Source organism: Nocardia sp. NPDC041819 (assembly GCF_055590505.1).
In genome coordinates this window covers 363,381-383,378 of the sequence record NZ_JBVJAP010000004.1, presented here as the reverse complement: position 1 = coordinate 383,378, position 19,998 = coordinate 363,381, and the positions used below count along the sequence as shown (strand labels likewise).

19 protein-coding genes are annotated in these 19,998 nt (G+C 71.0%); 7 read left to right on the top strand and 12 right to left on the bottom strand.

What is annotated here, in order from left to right:
- Window positions 1-175 precede the first annotated feature (175 nt).
- The 6 genes from ACZ6DL_RS16420 to cobC form a co-directional block, all read right to left on the bottom strand.
- Window positions 176-2,647, bottom strand: coding sequence for an FAD-dependent monooxygenase (locus ACZ6DL_RS16420; protein WP_466051838.1), 2,472 nt, complete (start codon window positions 2,645-2,647; stop codon window positions 176-178).
- 307 nt (window positions 2,648-2,954) lie between these two features.
- Window positions 2,955-4,142, bottom strand: a complete 1,188-nt coding sequence (locus tag ACZ6DL_RS16415) for a bifunctional RNase H/acid phosphatase (RefSeq protein ID WP_466051836.1) — start codon at window positions 4,140-4,142, stop codon at window positions 2,955-2,957.
- Window positions 4,143-4,173: 31 nt separating this feature from the next.
- On the bottom strand, window positions 4,174-4,911 hold the full coding sequence (locus tag ACZ6DL_RS16410) for a zinc ribbon domain-containing protein (protein ID WP_466051834.1): 738 nt from the start codon (window positions 4,909-4,911) through the stop codon (window positions 4,174-4,176).
- Window positions 4,912-4,983: 72 nt separating this feature from the next.
- A complete protein-coding gene (locus ACZ6DL_RS16405) occupies window positions 4,984-5,628 on the bottom strand; it encodes a hypothetical protein (protein WP_357037876.1) in 645 nt (214 codons plus the stop codon).
- A gap of 136 nt (window positions 5,629-5,764) precedes the next feature.
- Entirely contained in the window at window positions 5,765-6,874 is a 1,110-nt protein-coding gene (locus ACZ6DL_RS16400) for a Nif3-like dinuclear metal center hexameric protein (protein WP_466051831.1), read from the bottom strand.
- Between the two features lie 234 nt (window positions 6,875-7,108).
- The gene (gene cobC, locus ACZ6DL_RS16395) at window positions 7,109-8,149 is read right to left on the bottom strand and encodes an Rv2231c family pyridoxal phosphate-dependent protein CobC (protein ID WP_466051829.1); all 1,041 of its coding nucleotides are present in this window, start codon (window positions 8,147-8,149) and stop codon (window positions 7,109-7,111) included.
- A 44-nt stretch (window positions 8,150-8,193) separates the two neighbouring features.
- Here cobC and ACZ6DL_RS16390 point away from each other — a divergent pair, with 44 nt between their 5' ends.
- A complete protein-coding gene (locus ACZ6DL_RS16390; protein WP_051175021.1) occupies window positions 8,194-8,712 on the top strand; it encodes a low molecular weight protein-tyrosine-phosphatase in 519 nt (172 codons plus the stop codon).
- Window positions 8,712-9,605: an SURF1 family cytochrome oxidase biogenesis protein gene (locus tag ACZ6DL_RS16385; RefSeq protein ID WP_466051826.1), complete on the top strand. Its 894-nt coding sequence runs from the start codon at window positions 8,712-8,714 to the stop codon at window positions 9,603-9,605. The genes ACZ6DL_RS16390 and ACZ6DL_RS16385 overlap by 1 nt, the downstream gene beginning before the upstream one ends.
- Before the next feature lie 57 nt (window positions 9,606-9,662).
- On the opposite strand, the gene ACZ6DL_RS16380 is transcribed toward ACZ6DL_RS16385, so the two are convergent.
- Window positions 9,663-10,061, bottom strand: coding sequence for a VOC family protein (locus ACZ6DL_RS16380; RefSeq protein ID WP_466051825.1), 399 nt, complete (start codon window positions 10,059-10,061; stop codon window positions 9,663-9,665).
- 106 nt (window positions 10,062-10,167) lie between these two features.
- Complete coding sequence (locus tag ACZ6DL_RS16375) at window positions 10,168-11,085, bottom strand: cobalamin biosynthesis protein (RefSeq protein WP_466051823.1); 918 nt, start codon at window positions 11,083-11,085, stop codon at window positions 10,168-10,170.
- Between the two features lie 146 nt (window positions 11,086-11,231).
- On the opposite strand from ACZ6DL_RS16375, the gene sigJ reads away from it, so the two are divergent.
- Window positions 11,232-12,185, top strand: a complete 954-nt coding sequence (gene sigJ / locus ACZ6DL_RS16370) for an RNA polymerase sigma factor SigJ (RefSeq protein ID WP_466051821.1) — start codon at window positions 11,232-11,234, stop codon at window positions 12,183-12,185.
- Here sigJ and ald read toward each other — a convergent pair whose 3' ends face one another.
- Complete coding sequence (gene ald / locus ACZ6DL_RS16365) at window positions 12,186-13,295, bottom strand: alanine dehydrogenase (RefSeq protein WP_466051819.1); 1,110 nt, start codon at window positions 13,293-13,295, stop codon at window positions 12,186-12,188.
- A gap of 129 nt (window positions 13,296-13,424) precedes the next feature.
- Entirely contained in the window at window positions 13,425-14,192 is a 768-nt protein-coding gene (locus ACZ6DL_RS16360) for an MBL fold metallo-hydrolase (protein ID WP_466051817.1), read from the bottom strand.
- Between the two features lie 71 nt (window positions 14,193-14,263).
- Between ACZ6DL_RS16360 and ACZ6DL_RS16355 the strand changes: the two genes are divergently transcribed.
- The 3 genes from ACZ6DL_RS16355 to ACZ6DL_RS16345 all read left to right on the top strand — a co-directional run bounded on the left by ACZ6DL_RS16355 (window position 14,264) and on the right by ACZ6DL_RS16345 (window position 16,102).
- Entirely contained in the window at window positions 14,264-15,232 is a 969-nt protein-coding gene (locus ACZ6DL_RS16355; protein ID WP_466051815.1) for a GlxA family transcriptional regulator, read from the top strand.
- A 2-nt stretch (window positions 15,233-15,234) separates the two neighbouring features.
- Window positions 15,235-15,750, top strand: coding sequence for a gamma carbonic anhydrase family protein (locus tag ACZ6DL_RS16350; protein ID WP_040865743.1), 516 nt, complete (start codon window positions 15,235-15,237; stop codon window positions 15,748-15,750).
- A gap of 166 nt (window positions 15,751-15,916) precedes the next feature.
- Window positions 15,917-16,102, top strand: a complete 186-nt coding sequence (locus tag ACZ6DL_RS16345; protein WP_040865840.1) for a hypothetical protein — start codon at window positions 15,917-15,919, stop codon at window positions 16,100-16,102.
- A gap of 24 nt (window positions 16,103-16,126) precedes the next feature.
- On the opposite strand, the gene ACZ6DL_RS16340 is transcribed toward ACZ6DL_RS16345, so the two are convergent.
- A complete protein-coding gene (locus tag ACZ6DL_RS16340) occupies window positions 16,127-17,122 on the bottom strand; it encodes a GAF domain-containing protein (RefSeq protein WP_466051812.1) in 996 nt (331 codons plus the stop codon).
- Window positions 17,123-17,229: 107 nt separating this feature from the next.
- The gene (locus ACZ6DL_RS16335) at window positions 17,230-18,042 is read right to left on the bottom strand and encodes an SDR family NAD(P)-dependent oxidoreductase (RefSeq protein WP_466051810.1); all 813 of its coding nucleotides are present in this window, start codon (window positions 18,040-18,042) and stop codon (window positions 17,230-17,232) included.
- A 143-nt stretch (window positions 18,043-18,185) separates the two neighbouring features.
- Between ACZ6DL_RS16335 and ACZ6DL_RS16330 the strand changes: the two genes are divergently transcribed.
- A complete protein-coding gene (locus ACZ6DL_RS16330; RefSeq protein ID WP_466051808.1) occupies window positions 18,186-18,890 on the top strand; it encodes a TetR/AcrR family transcriptional regulator in 705 nt (234 codons plus the stop codon).
- The last annotated feature ends 1,108 nt before the right edge of the window (window positions 18,891-19,998 follow it).

The window sequence follows — 19,998 nt, the reverse complement described above, 5'->3', positions numbered from 1 at the left end:
ACTCCTATCGCGACAGTCGCGGCACCGGCCGTGCGCAGATCTACCCAAGCCCACCCTGATCACTGTCACGCAAAGCTGCTACCACGCTTATCAAGTTATCGATATCGCGAATCACGGCATCGGCTCTGCCGATGCCGCGACTCTGCTGTTGTTATCGCGGTGTATGCGCGGCCGGTCAGCAGGCCGACAGCAGCGCGCGCACGCTTTCGTCGGCGAGACGGTCGGCCCGGTCGCGTGATACGGCGGGCTCGACGTAGCCGATATTGAGGGACAGCTCGTTGTGCGTCGCGTTGGCGGTGGCCATGATGAAACCGCTGACGGACATGCCGGAGACGAACTGCGCGCCCTCCAGCTGCCAGGAGCCGATCTTGTCCGGGAAGGGGTAGTCGCCCAGGTAGGTCATACAGAGATGACCCGGGCCGCGGGTATCCATGAGTTTCACCGTGGACGCACTGGCCGACACCGACTTCGGCGCGGCCACCTTCAGCAGGTTCAACGCGGACAGATGGTCGCGCCGGTCCATCCGCGCACCGTACTCCCGCTCGATCTCGGCCGCGATCTCCCACAGCGACGCCCACGGCGCGTACTTCGCCGGGGTGGCGATCATGCCCTGATAGGTGCCGACCTCGGTGTCGCCCGCGGCGCCGTCGAGATGGTCGCGGAAGTTGACCGAGCTGCCGACGGTGTACCAGGTGGCCTTCTCGGTGCCCGCCTCCCTGGCCGCCGCGATCAGCAGCGCGGCGGAGAGGGCGGCCTGCAGGCCGACGCCGTGGCGATCACAGCCCGCGGTGAGCGCGTCGAGCCGGTCGGCGTCGAGGCTGCGGTGCACCACCCGGCTGCGCCGCTGGGCGGGCGGCGCCAGCGTGGTTGGCTCCAGTCTGTGCGGCTTGCGCAGCTGCGACTTCTGGTCGCGCAGGAACGAACCCGCGGTGCGCAGCGCACCGCCCGCCCCCTGGAAGCGCGGCGGGAACAGCTCCTCCGGGCCCGGCCGCACCGGGGCGGGCGCGAAGTCGGCCGCTTCCCCGGCGGCGACTTGGAGCACCTGCTTCGCCACCGACAGCGCGCTCTCGCCGTCGGCGATGGCGTAGTGCAGCGTGACGATCAGCTCGTTGGTGCCATCGGTCTCCTTGATCAGCACCGCCCTGGCCAGCGGGCCGGTGCGCCAGTCGAACGGCTCGCGCAGTTCCACCTCGTCGGCCTCGGCCAGCCAGTTCGTGCTGTCCTCGGATTCGATCACACGCAGCGGAATCGGCGCCTGCACCGCCACGAAACGCGGTGCGGTGCCGTCGGGTTCGGCGGCGACGGCGACCCGCAAGAGCGGATGTCGGCGCTGCACCTCGTCCAGGCCGGCGCGGATCTGCTCGACCTCGACGTGCCCCCGGATCCGCACGCGCGACAGGATGTGCAGCGGCGCCAGCTGATCGGCGATCCAGTGCCAGCGCTCGACCGGCGAGAGCGGGCGCGGCAGCCGCGCGGTCGGCCCGTCCGGCGCCGGGAAGGACATCGGCTTGCCGAGTTCGCGCAGGAAGAATTCGGTGGGCGCGTGCCGGAAGTAGGTGTCGCGCACCCGCACCAGGCGCGGGTCGGTGGTCTGCTCGATCTTGGCCAGCGAAGCCGAGCCGTTGACGAACATGGCGGTGCGGTCGGCGCGCAGTTTCTCGTAACGACGCAGTCCCGCGACCGGATCCAACGAGTTGCGCAGCACACCGGCCAGCACCACCGCGTCCTCGATGGCGGCGTTGGCGCCCTGGCCGAGGCTGGGCAGCATCGGGTGCGCCGCGTCGCCGAGCAGCGTCACCCGGCCGCGGCCCCATTGGGCCAGCGGCGGACGGTCCTGCGCGGGCACGGCCAGGATCGCCGCCTCGTCGGTCTGCTCGATGCAGGCGCGCACCTCCGGCGCCCAGTCGGCGTAGAGGCGCAGCAGCTCTTCCTTACCGCCCTGCCAGTTCGCGGCCTCCTCGGCGGGCAACGTCTTGGTGCCCCACCAGTACACCCGGCCGTGGCCGATGTCGTGGATGCCGAAACGCATTCCGGTGCCCCAGAAATGCGCCGAGAGGCCGCGGGCGACGTTGGGATGCTCGAAGGGGATGCAGGCCAGCCAGCACACGAAATTGCCGGGGCGCGGCTCGGCGCGGCCGTGCAATTGGGCCCGCACCACCGAGTGGATGCCGTCGGCGCCGACGAGCAGATCGCCCTCGGCGACCCGGCCGTCGGCGAACTCGACGCGCACGTGCTCGCCGTCGTCGACGAAGCGGGTGGCTTGCGCCCCGACGAACGTCGGTGTGTCACCGATCTCGCGCAGCAGCACGTCGTGCAGGTCGGTACGGTGCAGCGCGACGGCGGGAGCGCCGAGCTGGGCATCGAGCCGGTGCACGGGGAGCACCCGGATCGGGCTGCCGTCGGGGTTGCAGAAGCGGAAGGTCTCCACCCGGCCGCCGCGTTCGAGCAGTTGCTCGTCGAGCCCGAGGCCGAGGGTGCGCAGTGCGTTGATTCCGTTGGCCTGCACGGAAAGTCCGAAACCCTGCGCCCGCAGCTCGGGACCCGCTTCATAGAGTTCGACGCCGAAACCCGCCTGCCGCAGAGCAGCCGCGGTGGTGAGTCCTCCGATCCCCGCCCCGAGAACGACAACCTTGATCGGACTGCTCATCGAACCTGCACTCTCATCGAACCACTCGACGGCACAGGGGCTTCCCACCGAGACGCGGCGCGAGCGACGCTGCCCGCGCGAAATCGTCCCACCGAGCAGCACTGATCGAGGCCACTGCGGCGACCCCGACCAGGCAGCTGGACGCCTGTGCCTGACCGACCGGAAGCCTACCGCTACTCGCCGCGCAAGGCAGAGTTGAAGTGAGATTCACCGCATCGCGCGATTGTGAAACGCAAATGTGTTGCAATGGGGCATAATTCGCCCTCCGCGCACCACATTCGCCCTCGATTCGGGCGCGGCGGCGGCCTCAGAGGTAGGACGTATCGTTCACCAGACGCACCGAAGACCCGCCGTCGAGATAGAACTCCGCTATCGATAGCGACGCCAGATCCAGATGCAACCGGTACAGCAACGCGGGGCCGACATCGAGGGCCAGCCGAAGCAAGGTCTTGATCGGGGTCACGTGGCTGACCACAACCACATTGGCGCCGGGGTAACGTCCGAGCAGATCGCGCAGCACGGCCTCCACCCGCTGCAAGACCTCCTCGAAGCTCTCCCCGCCGGGCGCCGCGACGGTGGGATCGCCGATCCAGCGGGCGTGCAGGCCGGGGTCGCGCTGCGCGGCCTCCGCGAAGGTCAGCCCCTCCCACTCGCCGAAGTCGGTCTCGATCAACCCGTCGTGGACCTCCACCGCGACCCCGAGCGCGGCGGCGGCCGCCTCCGCGGTCTCCCTGGCCCGGCCGAGCGGAGAACTGATCACCGCGGCGATACCGCCTTTGGCGGCGAGCATTTTCGCGGCCCGCGCGGCCTGCTCCCGGCCCAAGGCGGTGAGCGGCGGATTGCCGCGCCCGGAATACCGGCGCTGCAACGACAACTCGGTTTGACCGTGGCGAAGCAGCAGCAACCGGGTGGGACGACCGGTGGCACCGGTCCACCCCGGCCCCTGCTGCGCGGATTCGGACTGCTCGGCGTTCGCGTCCCCGACTTCATCGATCCGGCTCGGCAGATCGCGCTCGGTGACCGCCAGGGCCGGGTCCGCGGCCTCCCGCTCGTCCGCGGCCTGCGCGGTGGCCTCCGCGACGCCGGTGCCCTCGTCCATGGCCTCGTTCGCCAGCCGGTCGGCGTGCGAGTTCTGCGAGCGCGGAATCCAGCTGTAAGTGACCCGGCCCAATCCGGCGGCGATCCTGCGGGCTCGATCGGCGAGCGGGATCAAGGCCGCGTGCTTGATCTTCCAGCGACCGGACATCTGCTCGACGACCAGCTTGGAATCCATACGCACCAGCACCGACTCGGCGCCCAGTTCCGCGGCCGCCTCCAATCCGGCGATCAATCCGCGATATTCGGCGACGTTGTTGGTGGCGATGCCGAGGAACTCCCGGCGCTCGGCGAGCACCCGGACGCGGCCGGCGTCGAAGACCACCGCACCGTATCCGGCCGGACCGGGATTGCCCCGCGATCCGCCGTCGGCTTCGACGATCACCTCGGGCAAGCTCATCGCTGTGCCCGGACAACCGGTCGCGGCCAGCTCACAGCCCCGATTCCTTGGTCCGGACCAGGATCGCACCGCACTCCGGGCAGCGCACGACCACGTCGGGAGCGGTCTTGGCGATCCGCGCGATCTCGCCGCGATCGAGTTCGATGCGGCACGCGCCACAGCGGCGAGCCTGCAGCAGCGCGGCGCCCGCGCCGTGCTGTTCGCGCTGCCGGTCGTAGATAGCGAGCAGTTCGCCGGGCAGCTTCGCCACCGAGCCCGCGCGATCGGTCTCGCAGCGCGTCTGCGCCACGTCCAGATCAGCGAGCGCCTCGTCGCGCTGACGCAGGGCGACGGTGAGTTCCTCCTCGGTCTTGCTCAGCCGCGCGCCCGCGTGCTCGTAGTCGGCGGCGGAGGCTTCGCGCCGCTCCATCACCTCGAGCAGTTCGTCCTCCAGCACCGAGCGGCGCCGCTCCAGACTGCCCAGTTCGTGCTGGATCTCCGAAAGCTGCTTGGCGTTCACCGTTCCCGCGGCGAGCATGGCCTTGTCGCGCTCCTCGCGCTTGCGCACGGCCTCGACCTCGCCCTCCAGCTTGCGGATGTCGCGGTCGAGATCGTCCAGCGCGATCTGCACGGCCACCGCGGCGTCGGAGTGCGCGTTGCGCTCGGCTTCCAGTCGCGCCACCTCCTGCTGCTCGGGCAGCACGGTGCGGCGGTGCGCGATCCGGGTCAGCTCGGCGTCGACGGCGGCGAGCCGCAGCAACTCGGCCTGGAGCGGGGGTTCGACATTCAACGCGGGCAAACTCCTGGACGGCGTGGACGGGACTGGTGTTCAACCGTACCCCGCCGGACCGGCGGACCCGCGTCAGCCGCCGACGGTGCGGGTTTTGATGGCGTCGCGGGAGATGTAGACGTCGTACTCGCCGGGCACCGCGATCACCGCGTTGCCGTAGGCCGAGCGCACGAACGGCTGGGTCCACCAGCGGCCCTCGCGCATGTCGGCGAAGAAGTCCTTGTCGCCGTCGTTGAGGAAGATCTGGTTCTGCTGGGTCGCGACGCCGTCGAGACGCTGTCCGTACAGGCGGCTTATCCGGTAGCCGGAGTGGAAGCCCAGGGCGTTGACCCACGGCTCCAGCTCGACGATGCCCGCTTGCAGCACCCACATGTCGCCCTCGACGCGGTAGGTCTCGCGCTGTTCGGGATGGTCGTCGTCGCCGTACAGGATGAGATCGACGTCGAGCTGGTGTTCCTGTCCCGCCACCGGCTTGGCCACCACGTGGGCCGCCTTGATCTCCCCCGTCAGGCCGAGGTACGTCTGCAGCAGGGTCGCGATCCACAGCAGCACCGCCGCGACCAGCAGCAGCGCGAGCCCGCCGGTCCCGCGCGCGAGCAGCGGCCGCATCCCGACCCGGCGCGCGGCGATCAGGCCGGAGACGATCAGCGCCACACCGGCGACCAGCAGCAGGATCAGCCCGATCTGCACGAGCCCGAAATCAACCGGGAAGTTCATGCGGTAGTTGTACCCCGCACGAACTACTCGATTCACCCGAACCGCCCAACCTTTTCCGGCACGGCGCGCATACGCCCCGACACGCCGTTGCCGGTTCGTCGCCGCGACAACGGCTTCGGACGCGGACGTGCGGCGCTCAGCCCGGCGCGCGCACCGTCCACGGGTCGGTGCGCAGCGTGGACACCCTGGTCTCCAGGCCGGGCAGGGCGGTTCGCACCACCGTCTCGGCCTGCGCGCACCAAGGGAATTCGGTCGCCCAGTGCGCGGCGTCGACCACGGCGGGACCGCCCTTGCGCAGGTGCTCGTCGACCGGATGGTGGCGCAGGTCGGAGGTGAGGTAGACATCGACGCCGAGCCCCGCGGCCCTGCCCAGGTAGGAGTCACCCGCTCCCCCGCACACCGCCACGGTGTAGACGGTGCGGTCAGGATCACCCGCGGCGCGAACACCCCACGCGGTGGGCGGAAGGGAGCGGCCTACGCGTTCGGTGAAGGCGCGCAACGATTCCGGTTCCGGCAGGGTGCCGACGCGGCCGATGCCGAGCGACGACGGCAGCTGGGCGCGTTCACTGATGTGATAGGCCGGGTCCGCGCTCGGATGGGCGGCGCGCAGCGCGGCGAGCACGGCCGAACGCGCCGCGGGCGGTGCTGTCACCTCCACCCGGTCCTCCTCGACGTGCTGGAGTTCGGTCAGGGAGCCTTGCTCCGGAGTCGGCCGGAACTGCCCTGTCGCGGGCACCCGCAGCGCACAGTCGCAAGCGTGTTCCCGCCTACCCGCGCCGGCGGCGAAAAGCGCGGCGAGCACCGCGTCGGTGTGCGTGCGTGGCACCTGGATCACCCAGTGGTCCACGGCGGATTCGGGTTTCGCGTCCAGCGGGCCGGTCACCATAAGGCCGAGCGCCGCGGCGAGCGCGTCGGACACGCCGGGGTCGGCGGAGTCGGCGTTGGTGTGCGCGGTGAACAGCGCGCAACCGGAGCGGATCAGCCGGTGCAGCAGCGCGCCTTTCGGCGTGCTCGCCGCGACGGTGTCGACGCCGCGCAACAGCAGCGGATGATGCACCACCAGGGCCTGCGCGCGCCAGTCGATCGCCTCGTCGACGACCGCCGCGGTGGCGTCGACCGCGAACAGCACCCGGGTCAGTTCCTCGGCCGGGTCACCGCAGACCAGGCCGACCGAGTCCCACGGCTCGGCCAGCGCGGGCGGGTACGCCGCGTCGAGCACCCCGATGAGATCCGCGAGCGTGGTCATCGTCCACCTTCCTTCGCTTCCGTCCTGCACTGCTGCACTGGTTCTTTTCCGGATCGGCTTCGATTCCGGGCACTCGCCCGTGTCCCGAGCGCGCGATCGACGTATGGCTGACGCAAGTCCGGAGACGACGGCGATTCCGGCCGAGACCTCCGCCGCGGGGGAAACGCCGTATCCGGTGCACAGCCGGGGCGAAGCATCGAACTCATACTCCCCCGCCTGATCGAAGTCGTGTGCCTACCGGACATCGGCCGACCGGATCGCGGCGACCAGCCGATCGACCTCCTCGACGCCACGAACCGCGACGCGCAGGTGGTCCGGGCCGAGACCGGGGAAGGTGTCCGCACGACGGACCGCGATGCCCTCGGCAGCCAGGTGTTTGCGCAGCAATTCACCGTCCGCCACGCGGAGCAGCAGGAACGGGCCCGCCGCCGGCGTGTGGACTTCGACGCCCAGGCCGATCAGGCGTTCGACCATCGCGGCGCGGTGCACGGCGAGCGTCCCCGCGCGGCGCTCGGACTCCGCCACGGCCGCGGGACTCGCGGTGGCGATGATGGCCTCCAGTTGCAGGGTGCCCAGCGGCCAGTGCGGCCGCCCGTGGTCGAGGCGCGCGAGCACATCCGGTGCGCCGAGGAAATAGCCGCAGCGCAGCCCCGCCAGCGCCCACGTCTTGGTGAGGCTGCGCAGCACGAGCAGGTCGGGCGCGGAGTCGGCGGCGAGGGATTCCGGCTCGCCCGCCACCGCGTCGGCGAAGGCTTCGTCGACCACGATGACGCGGCCCGGCCTGCGCAGGGCGCGGATGGTGGCCGCGGGATGCAGCACCGAGGTCGGGTTGGTCGGGTTGCCGAGCACCACGAGGTCGGCCTCGGCGGGCACCGCGGCGGGATCGAGCCGGTAGGGAGGTTCCAATACGACCCTGGCGACGGGGACGCCCGCCTCCCGCAACGCGAGTTCCGGCTCGGTGAACGACGGGTGCAGCACCGCGGCCGAGCGCGGCGCGAGGCGGGGCAGCAGCGCAAACCCTTCCGCCGCGCCTGCCAGCAGCAATACCTCGCCGGGAGAGCGGCCGTGCCGGGCCGCGACCGCGCGACGGGCCGCGTCGGCGTCCTCGACGCTGGGATAGCGGCCCAGATCGGACAACCGCTCGGCCAGACGCCGCCGCAGCCACTCCGGTGGTGCGAGCCCTTGGACGTTGACCGCGAAATCGAGCATGCCCGCACGTGCGTCCACGTCGCCGTGGTGACGCAGTTTCGCGCGATCGACGGTGTCCTCGGCCACGAGAGCACACCCTACGTGGCGGTCCCGGAGCAGAACCGGCCAGAATGGCAGGCGTGGGTCAGCTGCACGTCTCGTTCGTCTGTACCGGCAACATCTGCCGCTCTCCGATGGCGGAGAAGATCTTCGCCTCGCACCTGTACCGGGCCGGGTTGGCCAACCGGGTCCGGGTGAGCAGCGCGGGCACCGGTTCCTGGCACGTGGGCGCCGACGCGGACCCTCGCACCAGCGCCACCCTGCGCAAATATGGATACCCGACCGGGCACGTCGCCGCCGTGTTCGGCGCCGAGCACAGCGACGCCGACCTGGTGGTCGCCCTGGACCGCTCCCATCAGCGTGACCTGGTCCGCCTCGGCATCCCGGCCGAGCGGCTGCGGTTGCTGCGCGCCTTCGATCCCGACGCCGACGACCACGACGTGGCCGACCCCTACTACGGCGACGCGGCGGACTTCGAACTCGTGCGCGCGCAGATCGAGGCCGCCGTCCCCGGCCTGCTCGACTGGGTGCGCGCCGAACTGGCCGCCGAACCGCCCGACCTGCGACCCGTTCCCGACGAGCGACGCTGATGCGCAGGCTCGCGTTCCTGTTGCGTCCCAGCTGGCTGATCCTGGCCGTGCTGGTCGCCGCGTTCGCCTATCTGTGCTTCACCGTGCTCGCCCCGTGGCAACTCGGCAAGAACACGGCCACTTCGCACCGCAACCAGCTGATCGCCGACTCGGTGCGAGCCGATCCCGTCGACGTCACCACCGTGCTCTCCGACACTGGGAACGGCGCGCACACCGAATGGCGGCGGGTCACCGCCACCGGCAGTTACGTGCCCGACTCGACGGTTCTGGTGCGGCTGCGCCACCTCGACGGCGCTCCGGGGTACGCGGTACTCGCGACGTTCCGGCTGGCCGACGGCCCCCTGCTGCTCGTCGACCGCGGGCTGGTTTCCGCCGTCGACGGGACACGCCCGCCGCAGATCCCCGCACCGCCCGCCGGGCCGCAGCGCGTCGAGGCCAGGGTCCGGATGTCCGAGGGCGTCACGCCGGGTAAGGATCCGAGCGTCCAGGACGGCTATCGCCAGGTGTACTCCATCGACACCACGCAGGAATCGACGGTCCTCCAGCAGTCCATCACCCCCGTGCCCACCGGCGGCGAGCGCGGCGGTTACCTCCAGCTGGGCGAGAGCCAACCGGGCGCGTTCACCCCCACCCCGCTTCCCCAACTCGACGCGGGCCCGTATCTGTCCTACGGCTTGCAATGGCTGGCCTTCGGCATCATGGCTCCCCTCGGCCTCGGCTACTTCGTCTACGCCGAGATCCGGGAAAGAAGGAAAGAGAAGGCCTCCGCCGAGCCACCCCGCTCGCCGTCGCCCACCGAGCCGATCCGGTCCGGGCCGATTCCCTCGCCGGCTCCGGCCGCGCCGACTACCGAAGCCCGCCTGGCCGACCGCTACGGCCGCGGCCGCGGTTGATCCCGGCGCCGCGGCCATTCGGCACTACGCCGCGGCTCGACGCCGTCGGAGTTCGCGTCAGGGCTGAGGTGGCCCGAGCAGATCCCACCGGTTCCCCGCGATGTCCAGGAAGACCGCGACCCGCCCATACGGCTCGACGCGCGGCGCGCGCACGAACTCGACGCCGCGGGAAACCATCCGGTCGTACGCCGACTGGAAGTCCCCCACCTGCAAGAAGAACCCGACCCGCCCCGCGACCTGGTGCCCGATCACCGCGGCTTGCGCCCTACCGTCGGCTCGGGCCAGCAGAATGCCCGTCTCGGCACCGGGCGGCCGCACGACCACCCAGCGTTTCGGACGGCCGTCGTTCGTGAGCGCCGCCGAGTCCTCGACCAGCTCGAATCCCAGGGTGTCGACGAAGAATTCGATCGCGGGGTCGTACTCCGCCACGACGATGGTGATGAGTCCGATCCGCACCGCGAAACCCTATCCGGCCCCCGTCGACCGCCCTGAAGACGTCGCCGTCCTCGCGAGTTCGGCTCGGGGTGGTCGCGCCCGACGGCGGCGACCCACGTCGAATCACTCAGCGCCTGGTCGCGGCGACGGCGGCGGCGAGCAGAGTGGCGGTGAGTTGCACGGCCTCGGAAAGGCGAACGGCGCGGCGCAGGTCGTGCACGGTGGGAGCCGGGCCGTCGCCGAGCACCGGGCGCAGCTCCACACCGTGCGGGTATTCGGTACGGCCGCCCAGCCGGACGCCGAGCGCCCCGGCCATCGCCGCTTCCACGACTCCCGCGTTCGGGCTCGGATGGCCGGCCGCGTCACGCCGCCATGCGGCCAGGACGGCAGGGGGCCGCCCGCCGATCAAGGGGGCGAGCGCGGCGGTGAGCACACCGGTGACCCGCGCCGGGATCAGATTGGCCGCGTCGTCGACGCGCGCGGCGGCCCAGCCGAAGCGCCGGTAGCGCTGGTCGCGGTAGCCGATCATCGCGTCGAGCGTGTTGATCGCGCGGTACCCGAGCAGACCCGGGACGCCCGCGACCGCGCCCCAGACCACCGGGGCTACGGCCGCGTCGGAGGTGTTCTCGGCGATGGACTCCAGGGCCGCGCGGGCGAGCCCGTCCGCGTCGAGCGCCTGCGGATCGCGGCCGCACAGCGAGGGCAGCAGCGCGCGAGCCCCCTCGAGGTCGCCACCCTCCAGTCGATCGGCCATCGCGTGCCCGGCCCGGGCCAGGCTGCGTCCACCCAGGACGGTCCAGGTCGCGACCGCGGTCGACGCCACCCCGCCGCGCCGCACGGCCATGCCGAGCCCGACCACCGTGCCGACGGCCAGCGCCTCGTGCACCAGCCCCGCCGTGCGCCGGTCGGCGTAGGTCACCGATTCCAGAGCCGCCACCGCCGAGCCGAATCCGGCCACCGGATGCCACCGCCGCGGATCGCCGAACGCCCGGTCGAGCGCGAATCCGAGCAGCAACCCGATCGCGGTAGAGGTCCCCTTCTGCACCCGGTGAGGCTATCGGTCGGGTGACCGGCCCCGCGCAGACGGCTCACCGCTCGAAGCCATGTCACACTCTGTTCCCCTGCGTCGTCGATCGGGTGACGCACCATAGACTCGCCCCGGCAGGGGCCGAACGACGAACAGGCGACCAAGTGACTTCCGAACAGCGTGAGCCCCTCGACCAAGCCGAGCTGGCCCGGCAGTTCGAGGAGCACCGCGGGTATCTGCGCAGGCTCGCCTACAGCACGTTGGGCAGTCTCAGCGACGCCGACGACGTCGTGCAGGAGGCGTGGCTGCGGTTGCAGCGCCAGTACGAGGCGGGCGCCGCGGGTGAGATCGACAACCTGCGCGCGTGGCTGTCCACCGTGACCGGCCGGCTCGCCCTCGACCACCTCGGTTCCGCCCGCGTGCGCCGCGAACAGTACGTCGGCGAATGGCTGCCGGAGCCGGAGGTGACCAGCTGGGAGGATCCCGCCGACCGGATCACCCAGGACGAGCGGGTCACCACCGCGCTGCTGGTCGTGCTCGAGTCCCTGTCGCCCGCCGAGCGCACCGCGTTCGTGCTCCAGGACGTGTTCGGCATGAGCGGCCCGGAGGTCGCCGAGGTGGTCGGCCGCACCCCGGCCGCCGTCCGTCAGCTCGCCTCCCGGGCTCGCAAGCACGTCGAGCAGGGCACTCCGCGCTTCCCGGCCTCTCCGGACGAGCAGCAGAAGGTGGTGTCCGCCTTCGCCCTGGCCTGGCGGTCCGGCGATCTGAGCGCTCTGCTCGGTGTGCTCGACGCGAACGTCAGCCTCACCGCCGACGGCGGCGGCAAGGTGCCCGCGATCCGGCAGCCCGTGCACGGCGCCGAGATCGTGGCCAAGCTGCTGCTCGGCTGGTACCACGCCCCGTCCGCGGCGGGCGCTTGGGGCCGCGCGGTGCTGGTCAACGGCCAACCCGGGCTGGTGGTCTTCGACGGCACCCACACGGGCGTCTTCGCCTTCACCGTCGACGACGGTCGCATCGTGTCGATCGACGTGGTCCGCAACCCGGACAAGCTGCGTGACCTGCCCACCAGCGGCGAGCCGGACTGGTACCTGGGCGAGGGCCTCACCGGGCAGGAGTAGTCAGCCCGCGACGCCGAGCGGCCGCGAATACCCGTGCGCGGCGGCGACTTCCGCCGACAGCAGCCGCCCGGCGTCCGCGGTGAGCCCGTGGGCCAGATCGGGGTGCGTGGCGCATGCCTCCTGCCAGCCGAGGTCGGCGATCGCCCGTACGTAGGGCAGGGTCGCGTTGGTGAGCGCGATCGTCGAGGTGTGCGGCACCGCGCCCGGCATGTTGGCGACGCAGTAGAACAGCGAATCCGCCACCCGGAAGGTGGGATCCGCGTGCGTCGTCGGGCGCGCGGAGGCGAAGCAACCACCCTGGTCGATCGAGATGTCCACCAGCACGGCGCCGGGGCGCATCCCGGCGACGAGGTCGTCGGAGACCAGTTCCGGCGCACGCGCGCCGGGAACCAGCACCGCGCCGATCACCAGGTCGGCCGACAGCACCGCCCGCCGGATCTCCGTGGCATTCGACGCGACGGTGGTGATCCGCCCGTCGAAGCGGGCGTCGAGTTCGCGCAACCGACGCAGGTTGGTGTCCAGCACGCTGACGCGCGCGCCCATGCCCATGGCGACCGCGGCCGCGTTCGATCCCGCGACGCCGCCGCCGAGCACGACGACTTCCGCGGGACGCACGCCGGGGACGCCGCCGGGCAGCAGCCCCGCACCGCCGAGCGGGGCCATCAGGTGATACGCGCCCACCTGGGCACCGAGCTTGCCCGCGATCTCGCTCATCGGAGCCAGCAGCGGCAGCGAGCCGTCGGCGGCGCGGACCATCTCGTAGGCGATCGCGGTGATGCCCGAGCGCAACACGGCGTCGGTGCACTCGCGCGACGCGGCCAGGTGCAGGAAGGTGAACAGCACCTGATCGCGGCGCATCCGCGGGTACTCCGGCGCGATCGGTTCCTTCACCTTCAGCACCAGCTCGGCTTCCCGCCATACCTGGTCGGCGTCCGGGACCAGGCGGGCCCCCGCCGCGGCGTAGCCTGCGTCGGGGAATCCCGATCCGACGCCCGCGCCCGCCTGCACCAGCACCTCGTGTCCGTGCCCGGTCAGTTCCCCGGCGCCCGCCGGCGTCAGGGCTACCCGGAACTCTTGCTCCTTGACCTCCCGTGGTACTCCGATCCTCATACCGTCATCGTCGCCCCGGCACCGGGCCCGCGCCACGACCGACGCGCCGAACGCGCACGGCGACCACCCGCGCCCGCGCCGCGGGCGAGTTTCTCGGCACGTTGCCCAGCTGAGCGCGGACGGCACCGCTCACACGATCGCGGCGCGGCCCAGCGGCGGTATCCGCAACTGCTCGGCGCGGCCGCCGTAACGGAAGACGTGGCCCAGGTAGTCGAGGTTCTCGCTGAAGTGCGCCCAGCCTTCGGCATGCACCGGCACGATCACCGCGTCGCCGAGCACCTCGGCCGCCCGCAGCGCGGTGCGCGCGTTCAAGGTGACGTCGGCGTCGCCGAAGCGGCCGATGTTGGCGGCGCCGATGTTGAGTACGGCGATGTCGATGCGGCCGATCCGCTCGACGATCTCGCGCACCACCTCGACGGAGGCGTTGTCACCGGAGACGTATACCGTCGGCTCGCCCTCGGCGCGCAGCACGAAGCCGGTGACGATCCCGCTGAACGGCTCGCACCCCTCGGGACCGTGCAGGGCGGGGACACCGGTCACCCGGACGCCGTGCACCGTGACGGTCTCCCAGTTCTCCAGCCCTCGCACGCCATCGATCCGGGTCGCGGCGCCGGGTGTTGACAGCACGGTCGGCACCGTGGTCAGCAGTTTCCGTCCGGAGTCGTCCAGGTTGTCGGCGTGTTCGTCGTGCGAGAGCAGCACCACGTCCACGGGGCCCACCTCCTCGGCCGACACCGCGGGGCCGGTGAGTTTGTGCAAGGTGACGACGCCCGGGTAGTCGCCCGGCTCGTCGAAGGTGGGGTCGGTCAGCCAGGTGCGGCCCGCGTAGCGGAACCGCAGTGTCGGACCGCCGATGTGCAGGACTTCTACCCCGGTGCGTTCGATCGTGTCGCTCATGCCGTTGATCTTGTCCTGCCCGCGTACCGGTAACCAGTGGCCCGTGAGCCGCTTACCGTTAAGATCGGGCCATGCGTACGGTGGCCGTCTTGGCGTTCGACGGAATCAGCCCGTTTCACCTGTCGGTGCCCAGCCTCGTCTTCGGCCGGGTCGGCGTCGAAGGGCCCCCGCCCTATCGGGTGGACGTGTGCGCCGAGCAGCCCGGAAGCCTGGCGACCCCGGCCGGATTCGACATCCGTGTCCACCACGGCCTCGACACGCTGACGCGCGCCGACACCGTCGTGATCCCGAGCTGGCGAGCAGGCGAACCGCTGTCCGGCGAACTGAACGCTGCCCTGCGCGCCGCCCACGCGGGCGGCGCAAGGATCGTCGGGTTGTGCCTCGGCTCGTGGGCGGTGGCCGCCAGCGGACTGGCCGACGGACGGGAAGTGACCACGCACTGGGCCTCCGCCGCCGAACTGGCCCGCGCGTTTCCGGCCGTCCGGGTCCGCGCCGACACGCTGTGGTCGGATCTGGGCGACGTCGTCACCTCGGCGGGCGTGGCCGCGGCGCTGGACTGCTGCCTGCACCTGGTCCGCGGTGATCTCGGCAGCAAAGCGGCCACCGAACTGGCCAGAGCACTGGTCACCGCTCCGCACCGCAGCGGCTCCCAGGCGCAGTACATCCCGGTCGCGGTCCCCGACGCCGCCGACGACGATCCGATCGAGCGCGCCATGGTCTGGGCGCGAACCCATCTCGGCGACCCGGTCGACCTTGATCGCTGGGCCCGCGTCGCGCTCATGTCGCGGCGCACCTTCACCCGCCGCTTCCGCGACCGCACCGGCACCAGCCCGCAGCAGTGGCTGCTGCTCCAGCGCACCGACCGGGCACGGCTGCTGCTCGAGTCCACCACCGACACCGTGGAACGCATCGCCGTCGACACCGGCTTCGGCACGGCGGTGAGCCTGCGCCACCACTTCCACCGCATCCTCGGCACCAGCCCCGCCGCCCACCGCACCAGCTTCCAAGGGCAGAGCCGAGCGGTTGCACTAAGTTCGTGACCATGCGGATTCAGCTGGGCGAGCATGCGCCGGAGATCGAGGAGAGCGCGTGGATCGCGCCGAACGCCACCGTGATCGGCCGCGTGCGGCTCGGCGCCGAGGTGAGCGTCTGGTACAGCGCGGTGCTGCGCGGCGACTTGGAGACGATCGAGGTCGGCGCGCGCAGCAATATCCAGGACGGCTGCGTGCTGCACGCCGACCCCGGCTTCCCGCTCACCGTCGGCGCGGGGGTCTCGGTGGGCCACAACGCGATCCTGCACGGCTGCACCATCGGCGACGACGTGCTGGTCGGCATGGGCGCCACCATCCTCAACGGCGCCGTCGTCGGGCCAGGCAGCCTGATCGCGGCCAACGCGCTGATCCCGGAAGGGGCGCGGATTCCGCCCGGTTCCCTCGTGGCGGGAGTGCCCGGCAAGGTGCGTCGGGAGCTCGGCGCCGAGGAGCAAGATCGCATTCGCCTGAATGCGACTGTCTACCTAGCAAATACAGCTCAACATCGCACGGGAAATCAGGTGTGAAACAGGACACATTGATCAAGTGTCCTGTCAAGATCGCTGATAACATTCAGCCAGCGTGCCCGGCGACCCGGGCTCTCCTGTCGACACGGTTGTCGTGCGACTTGTAGCGCAGTGGTGAACCCACCCGGGTCGGTGGGCGGGCGGGCGTTAGGCAGGAGGTATCACGGTGTCGTACGTGCAGTCGGGTGTGCACGGGCCCAAGGGCCGGATCAGCGTCGCCGACATCGCGGCCCAACCCGGCGGAGTCGAGGCACTCCAGCGCCGGGTTCATGAATTGCGTTCCCGCGGTGTGGATTTCGCCGCGAACGCGATCGAGAAGGAGATGGCCGAGCTGGACCTGCCGTGCCGATGACTCCGTTACCACGGTCACCGCGGTTCACGATTCCGCGGTGACCGTGGCCAGTCCAGCCGTGGTGTGCTGATCCAGCGCCATCAACGCGGCCCGTATCCGTACCGGTTGCCAACCACCGTCGAGCCTGCGCAGACGCACCGTTCCCTCGGTGCGATGCCGCGCCAGGTCCCGTGACATGGTCTTCGCGGTGGCCAGATCGTCCGGATGGATCTGCGGCCTCGGCTGCCACGGCCGGTCCTCCCAGGCGATGTCCGGCATGGGCGCGCCGATCCACCGGATCAGCCGCAACGAGCGCAGATTGACGATCGCGCGGTACTCGCCGGGCTCGGTGGCGGCTTCCAGCAGCGTGTACTCCAGGATCGCGGGCGGCGGCGCCGCGGAGACCGCGATGGCCGCGCCGATGTCCTGGGTCACGCCGCACAGCAGCACGTGACACTCGCCGCGGTCATCGGGCTCGGCGACGATCCGGCAGGCGAAATGCGCGGCGCGCAGCGCGTCGTCGTCCCGCCGGACGGTCCATACCGCCTGGTGCTCGGTGCCCGGCGCGGAGTTGACGATCTTCGCCAGCGCTTCGCTCTCGTCGCGGTTGGTCACCAACCGGGTGAACGCGCCCGCGATGGCCAGCTCGGCGGCGCGGTTCTCCGGCGCGACGCCGTACAGGTCCAGCAGGTCGGTGCTGCGCACCGAGCGGTTGGTCGTGAGATCGAAGTACCACGCCCCCATCGGGTCGGCCGCCGTGACCGGCTCCCGCCGCGGGCCCACCCACAGCCGGACGGCATGCGCCCGCCGCGGCGAGATGAGCAGCGGCTCGGCCAGCACCGTGCGCCGCCCGTCAGCGGAGACTTCCGCCACCGGCACACCGGTCGCGCATGCCCGCCCGAGTGCCGTCTCCGCGTCGGCCAGCGACAGCGGATTGCGCACGATGTTGGTCAGCGGCACGAACGACTTCGGCGCGGACCCCACCGCGATCACCCGCCCCGGAGAACCCGAGAAACACTCGACGAGAACCCATTTCGTCACCACTCGGGTCCCCGCACCCTACCGCCGCGCGACCCGTCCGGCTTCCCCCATAGAGTGAAACATGTTCGGCTGGTTGTCATTTCGTCAATCCCCATCCCTGACCGCGATCAGAAACGGAATACCACGTCCAGCACCTTCTCGTGGTACGACCCGGCGATTCTTGTGACCAGGTCCACAGCGATGGCGTCCAGTCCGACCAGAACCTTGGCCTCGCCCCGCGCGGCGCCACGCAGGATCGTCCGCGCCGCGGCGGCGGGACTGGTCCGCGCCACGTGCCCTTCGAATCGGCGCACCACCTCCTCCGCGTCGATCCCCGGCGCGACGCTCGCCGACCGGGCGATCCCGGTGAGCACGCCACCGGGGTACACCCCGGTGACCCGCACCGAGCCGCCGGCTGCCCGCATGTCCTGGCGCAGCGAGTCGGTGAAACCGCGCACGGCGAACTTCGCCGCGTTGTACGGCGCGTGCCGCGCCACGGCCACCAACCCGAAGGCCGAGGACATGTTGACGACATGCGCGCGATCGGCGGCCAGCAGATGCGGCAGGAAGGCCTTGGTCCCGTTGACCACACCCCAGAAGTCGACGGCCATCACTTGTTCGAAGTCGCTGAACGGCGACTCGAGCACGCTGCCGACGTGCAGGATGCCCGCGTTGTTGAACAGCGCCTCCACCCGGCCGAAGCGCGCGACGGTCCGCTCCGCGTACGCGAGCACGGCCGCGCGGTCGGTGACGTCCACCGCGCTCACCTCCGGCTCCCGTCCGGTGGCCGCGCACAACGCCCCCGTCTCGGCGACAGCCTCCGCCGACTTGTCCGACAGTGCCAGCCACGCCCCCGCACCGGCCAACGCCACGGCCAATTCCCGGCCGATACCGGAACCCGCCCCGGTGATCGCCACGACTCGATCCGCGAAATACCCCATGGCTCAACCCCTTTCCGCACCGGCCGAGGGTCAGGGCCGGACGCCGACCACAGGCTAGCCAGTCGAACATGGACGCGCGACCTACTCGGCGGGACCGCCCCGTCCGGCGATGCCCGCTCACGCTTCGCCCACTCGATGAAATAATGGATGTTCCCGTCCGCACCGTCGCGACGCCGCGCCACCGGCCACGGCCCGGCCGCCGCGCCGAACCCACTGGAGATCCGATGCCAACCATCTCGCCCATGCTGCAACGCATCCTCGAGAAACCGGTCGCCGACGGCGAGAAGCTCCTGGAAAGCGCGCTCTCGGCCTTCCTGGATTTCGGCATCAAGCGGACCAGCATGGGCGAGATCGCCCGCCGCGCGGGTATCAGCCCGGCCACGCTGTACCGGCGCTACGAGTCCAAGAACGATCTGGTCGAGGCGGTCAGCGTGCGGGAGGCGCAGCGCTTCGTCGCCTCGATCGAGAAGCAGGTGCGCACCGTCTCGGGCAACGACGATCAGCTGGTGGAGATCTTCGTGGCGTTCATCGGCGCCATCGCGGGCAACGAACTGCTGCGCAGGCTGCTGCGGACCGAGCCCGACCTGATCCTGCCCCGGCTGACCACCGAGGCGGGACCGATCCTCGCCGTCGGCCGCGACTACCTGGCCGAGAAGCTGCGCGAGCTACGGGATGCCGGTGGCACGCACGACTTCGACGCCGATCTGGTCGCCGAGATCATGGCCCGGCTGGCGCTGTCGCTCGCTCTCACCCCCGACGGCCTGATCCCGGTCAGCGATCGCGGCGCGGCGCGCGAATTCGCCCGCCGCACCCTGCTGCCGATGGTCGGCGTCCGGGTCAGGGCGTAGTCCGACGCCGAACGCTGCGGCCACCCGCTCGTCCAGCTCTGCCTGCGCCGCGAGATCCGGCACCCGGCCCTCCACGAACTCACGGACCAGATCGATCACACCCGCCGACCGGGTGGCCGCCGGATCGGGCACCGGCAGCCGCGACACGTACTGCGTGATCCACCGACGCCTGCCCGAGTACAGCCGATTGCCGCAGACCACGTCGTAGAACCGCAACCCGAGCGCCGAATTGGCCACCCCCATCAGCAGATACGCCAAGCGCGTCGCCTCGGCGGGCAGATCGGCCAGATCGGGCAGTGAGATCCAGTAACAGTCGCCGTTGACCACCGCGCCCGAGCCGTCCAGCGCGAAACGCGGCCGGTCGCTGATGTCGGGGAAGACCAGCTTCGGCTCGCGCCACAGGTGCGGCCGCTGCGGGACCCAGATCTCATACCAGGCGCGACCGCTCTCGGTGACATAGCGGCGTCCGGCCAGCGTCTCCCGATGGGACCGCAGATACGCGGCCGCGGCGGGATATTCGTCGAGATCGATCGGCGTGCGGCGTGCACTGGCCAGGTCGTAGGGATACAGCACGCGCACCTCGCGGGCGCGGGTAGTCCGCCACGGCGCGAGATCGTGGTGGGTGATCAGGTCGAGCAGCAATTCGGACTCCGGACACGGCTCGGCCTGAGCCCAGCGGTCGGAGATGAACACGCGGTCGGCGGTCGTCTTGATGCCCACTCGGATGCGTGCCACATCGCCGAAAGTGCGCCAAGTCGTCTCCGCTATCCGCGCCAGCCAGGAATCGATCGCGTCGTGCGACATCCGCCACGCGACCTCCGGTTCCCGCGCCACACCCCGGCGAGTCCTTCGTTCCGCCGTCAGCTCTGGTCCCCCGTCCCCCGTCGCCGCGCCGGTCGAACCGCCGTCGCGTCCGCGATCGGCTCCGGCGGAGTCCGGGGACGTCGACTCCTGGGATTCGGTCGCCAGCTCACCGACCTCGATGACGAAGGTCCGGCCGTTGTACTCGACGATCGAGCCGCCCGGGTCGACGAGCGCATCGAACAGCGTCTTCTCGCCGGGTGTTTGGCCGGTGGCCTCGTAGGCGGAGACGTAGCGGCAGCCGTCG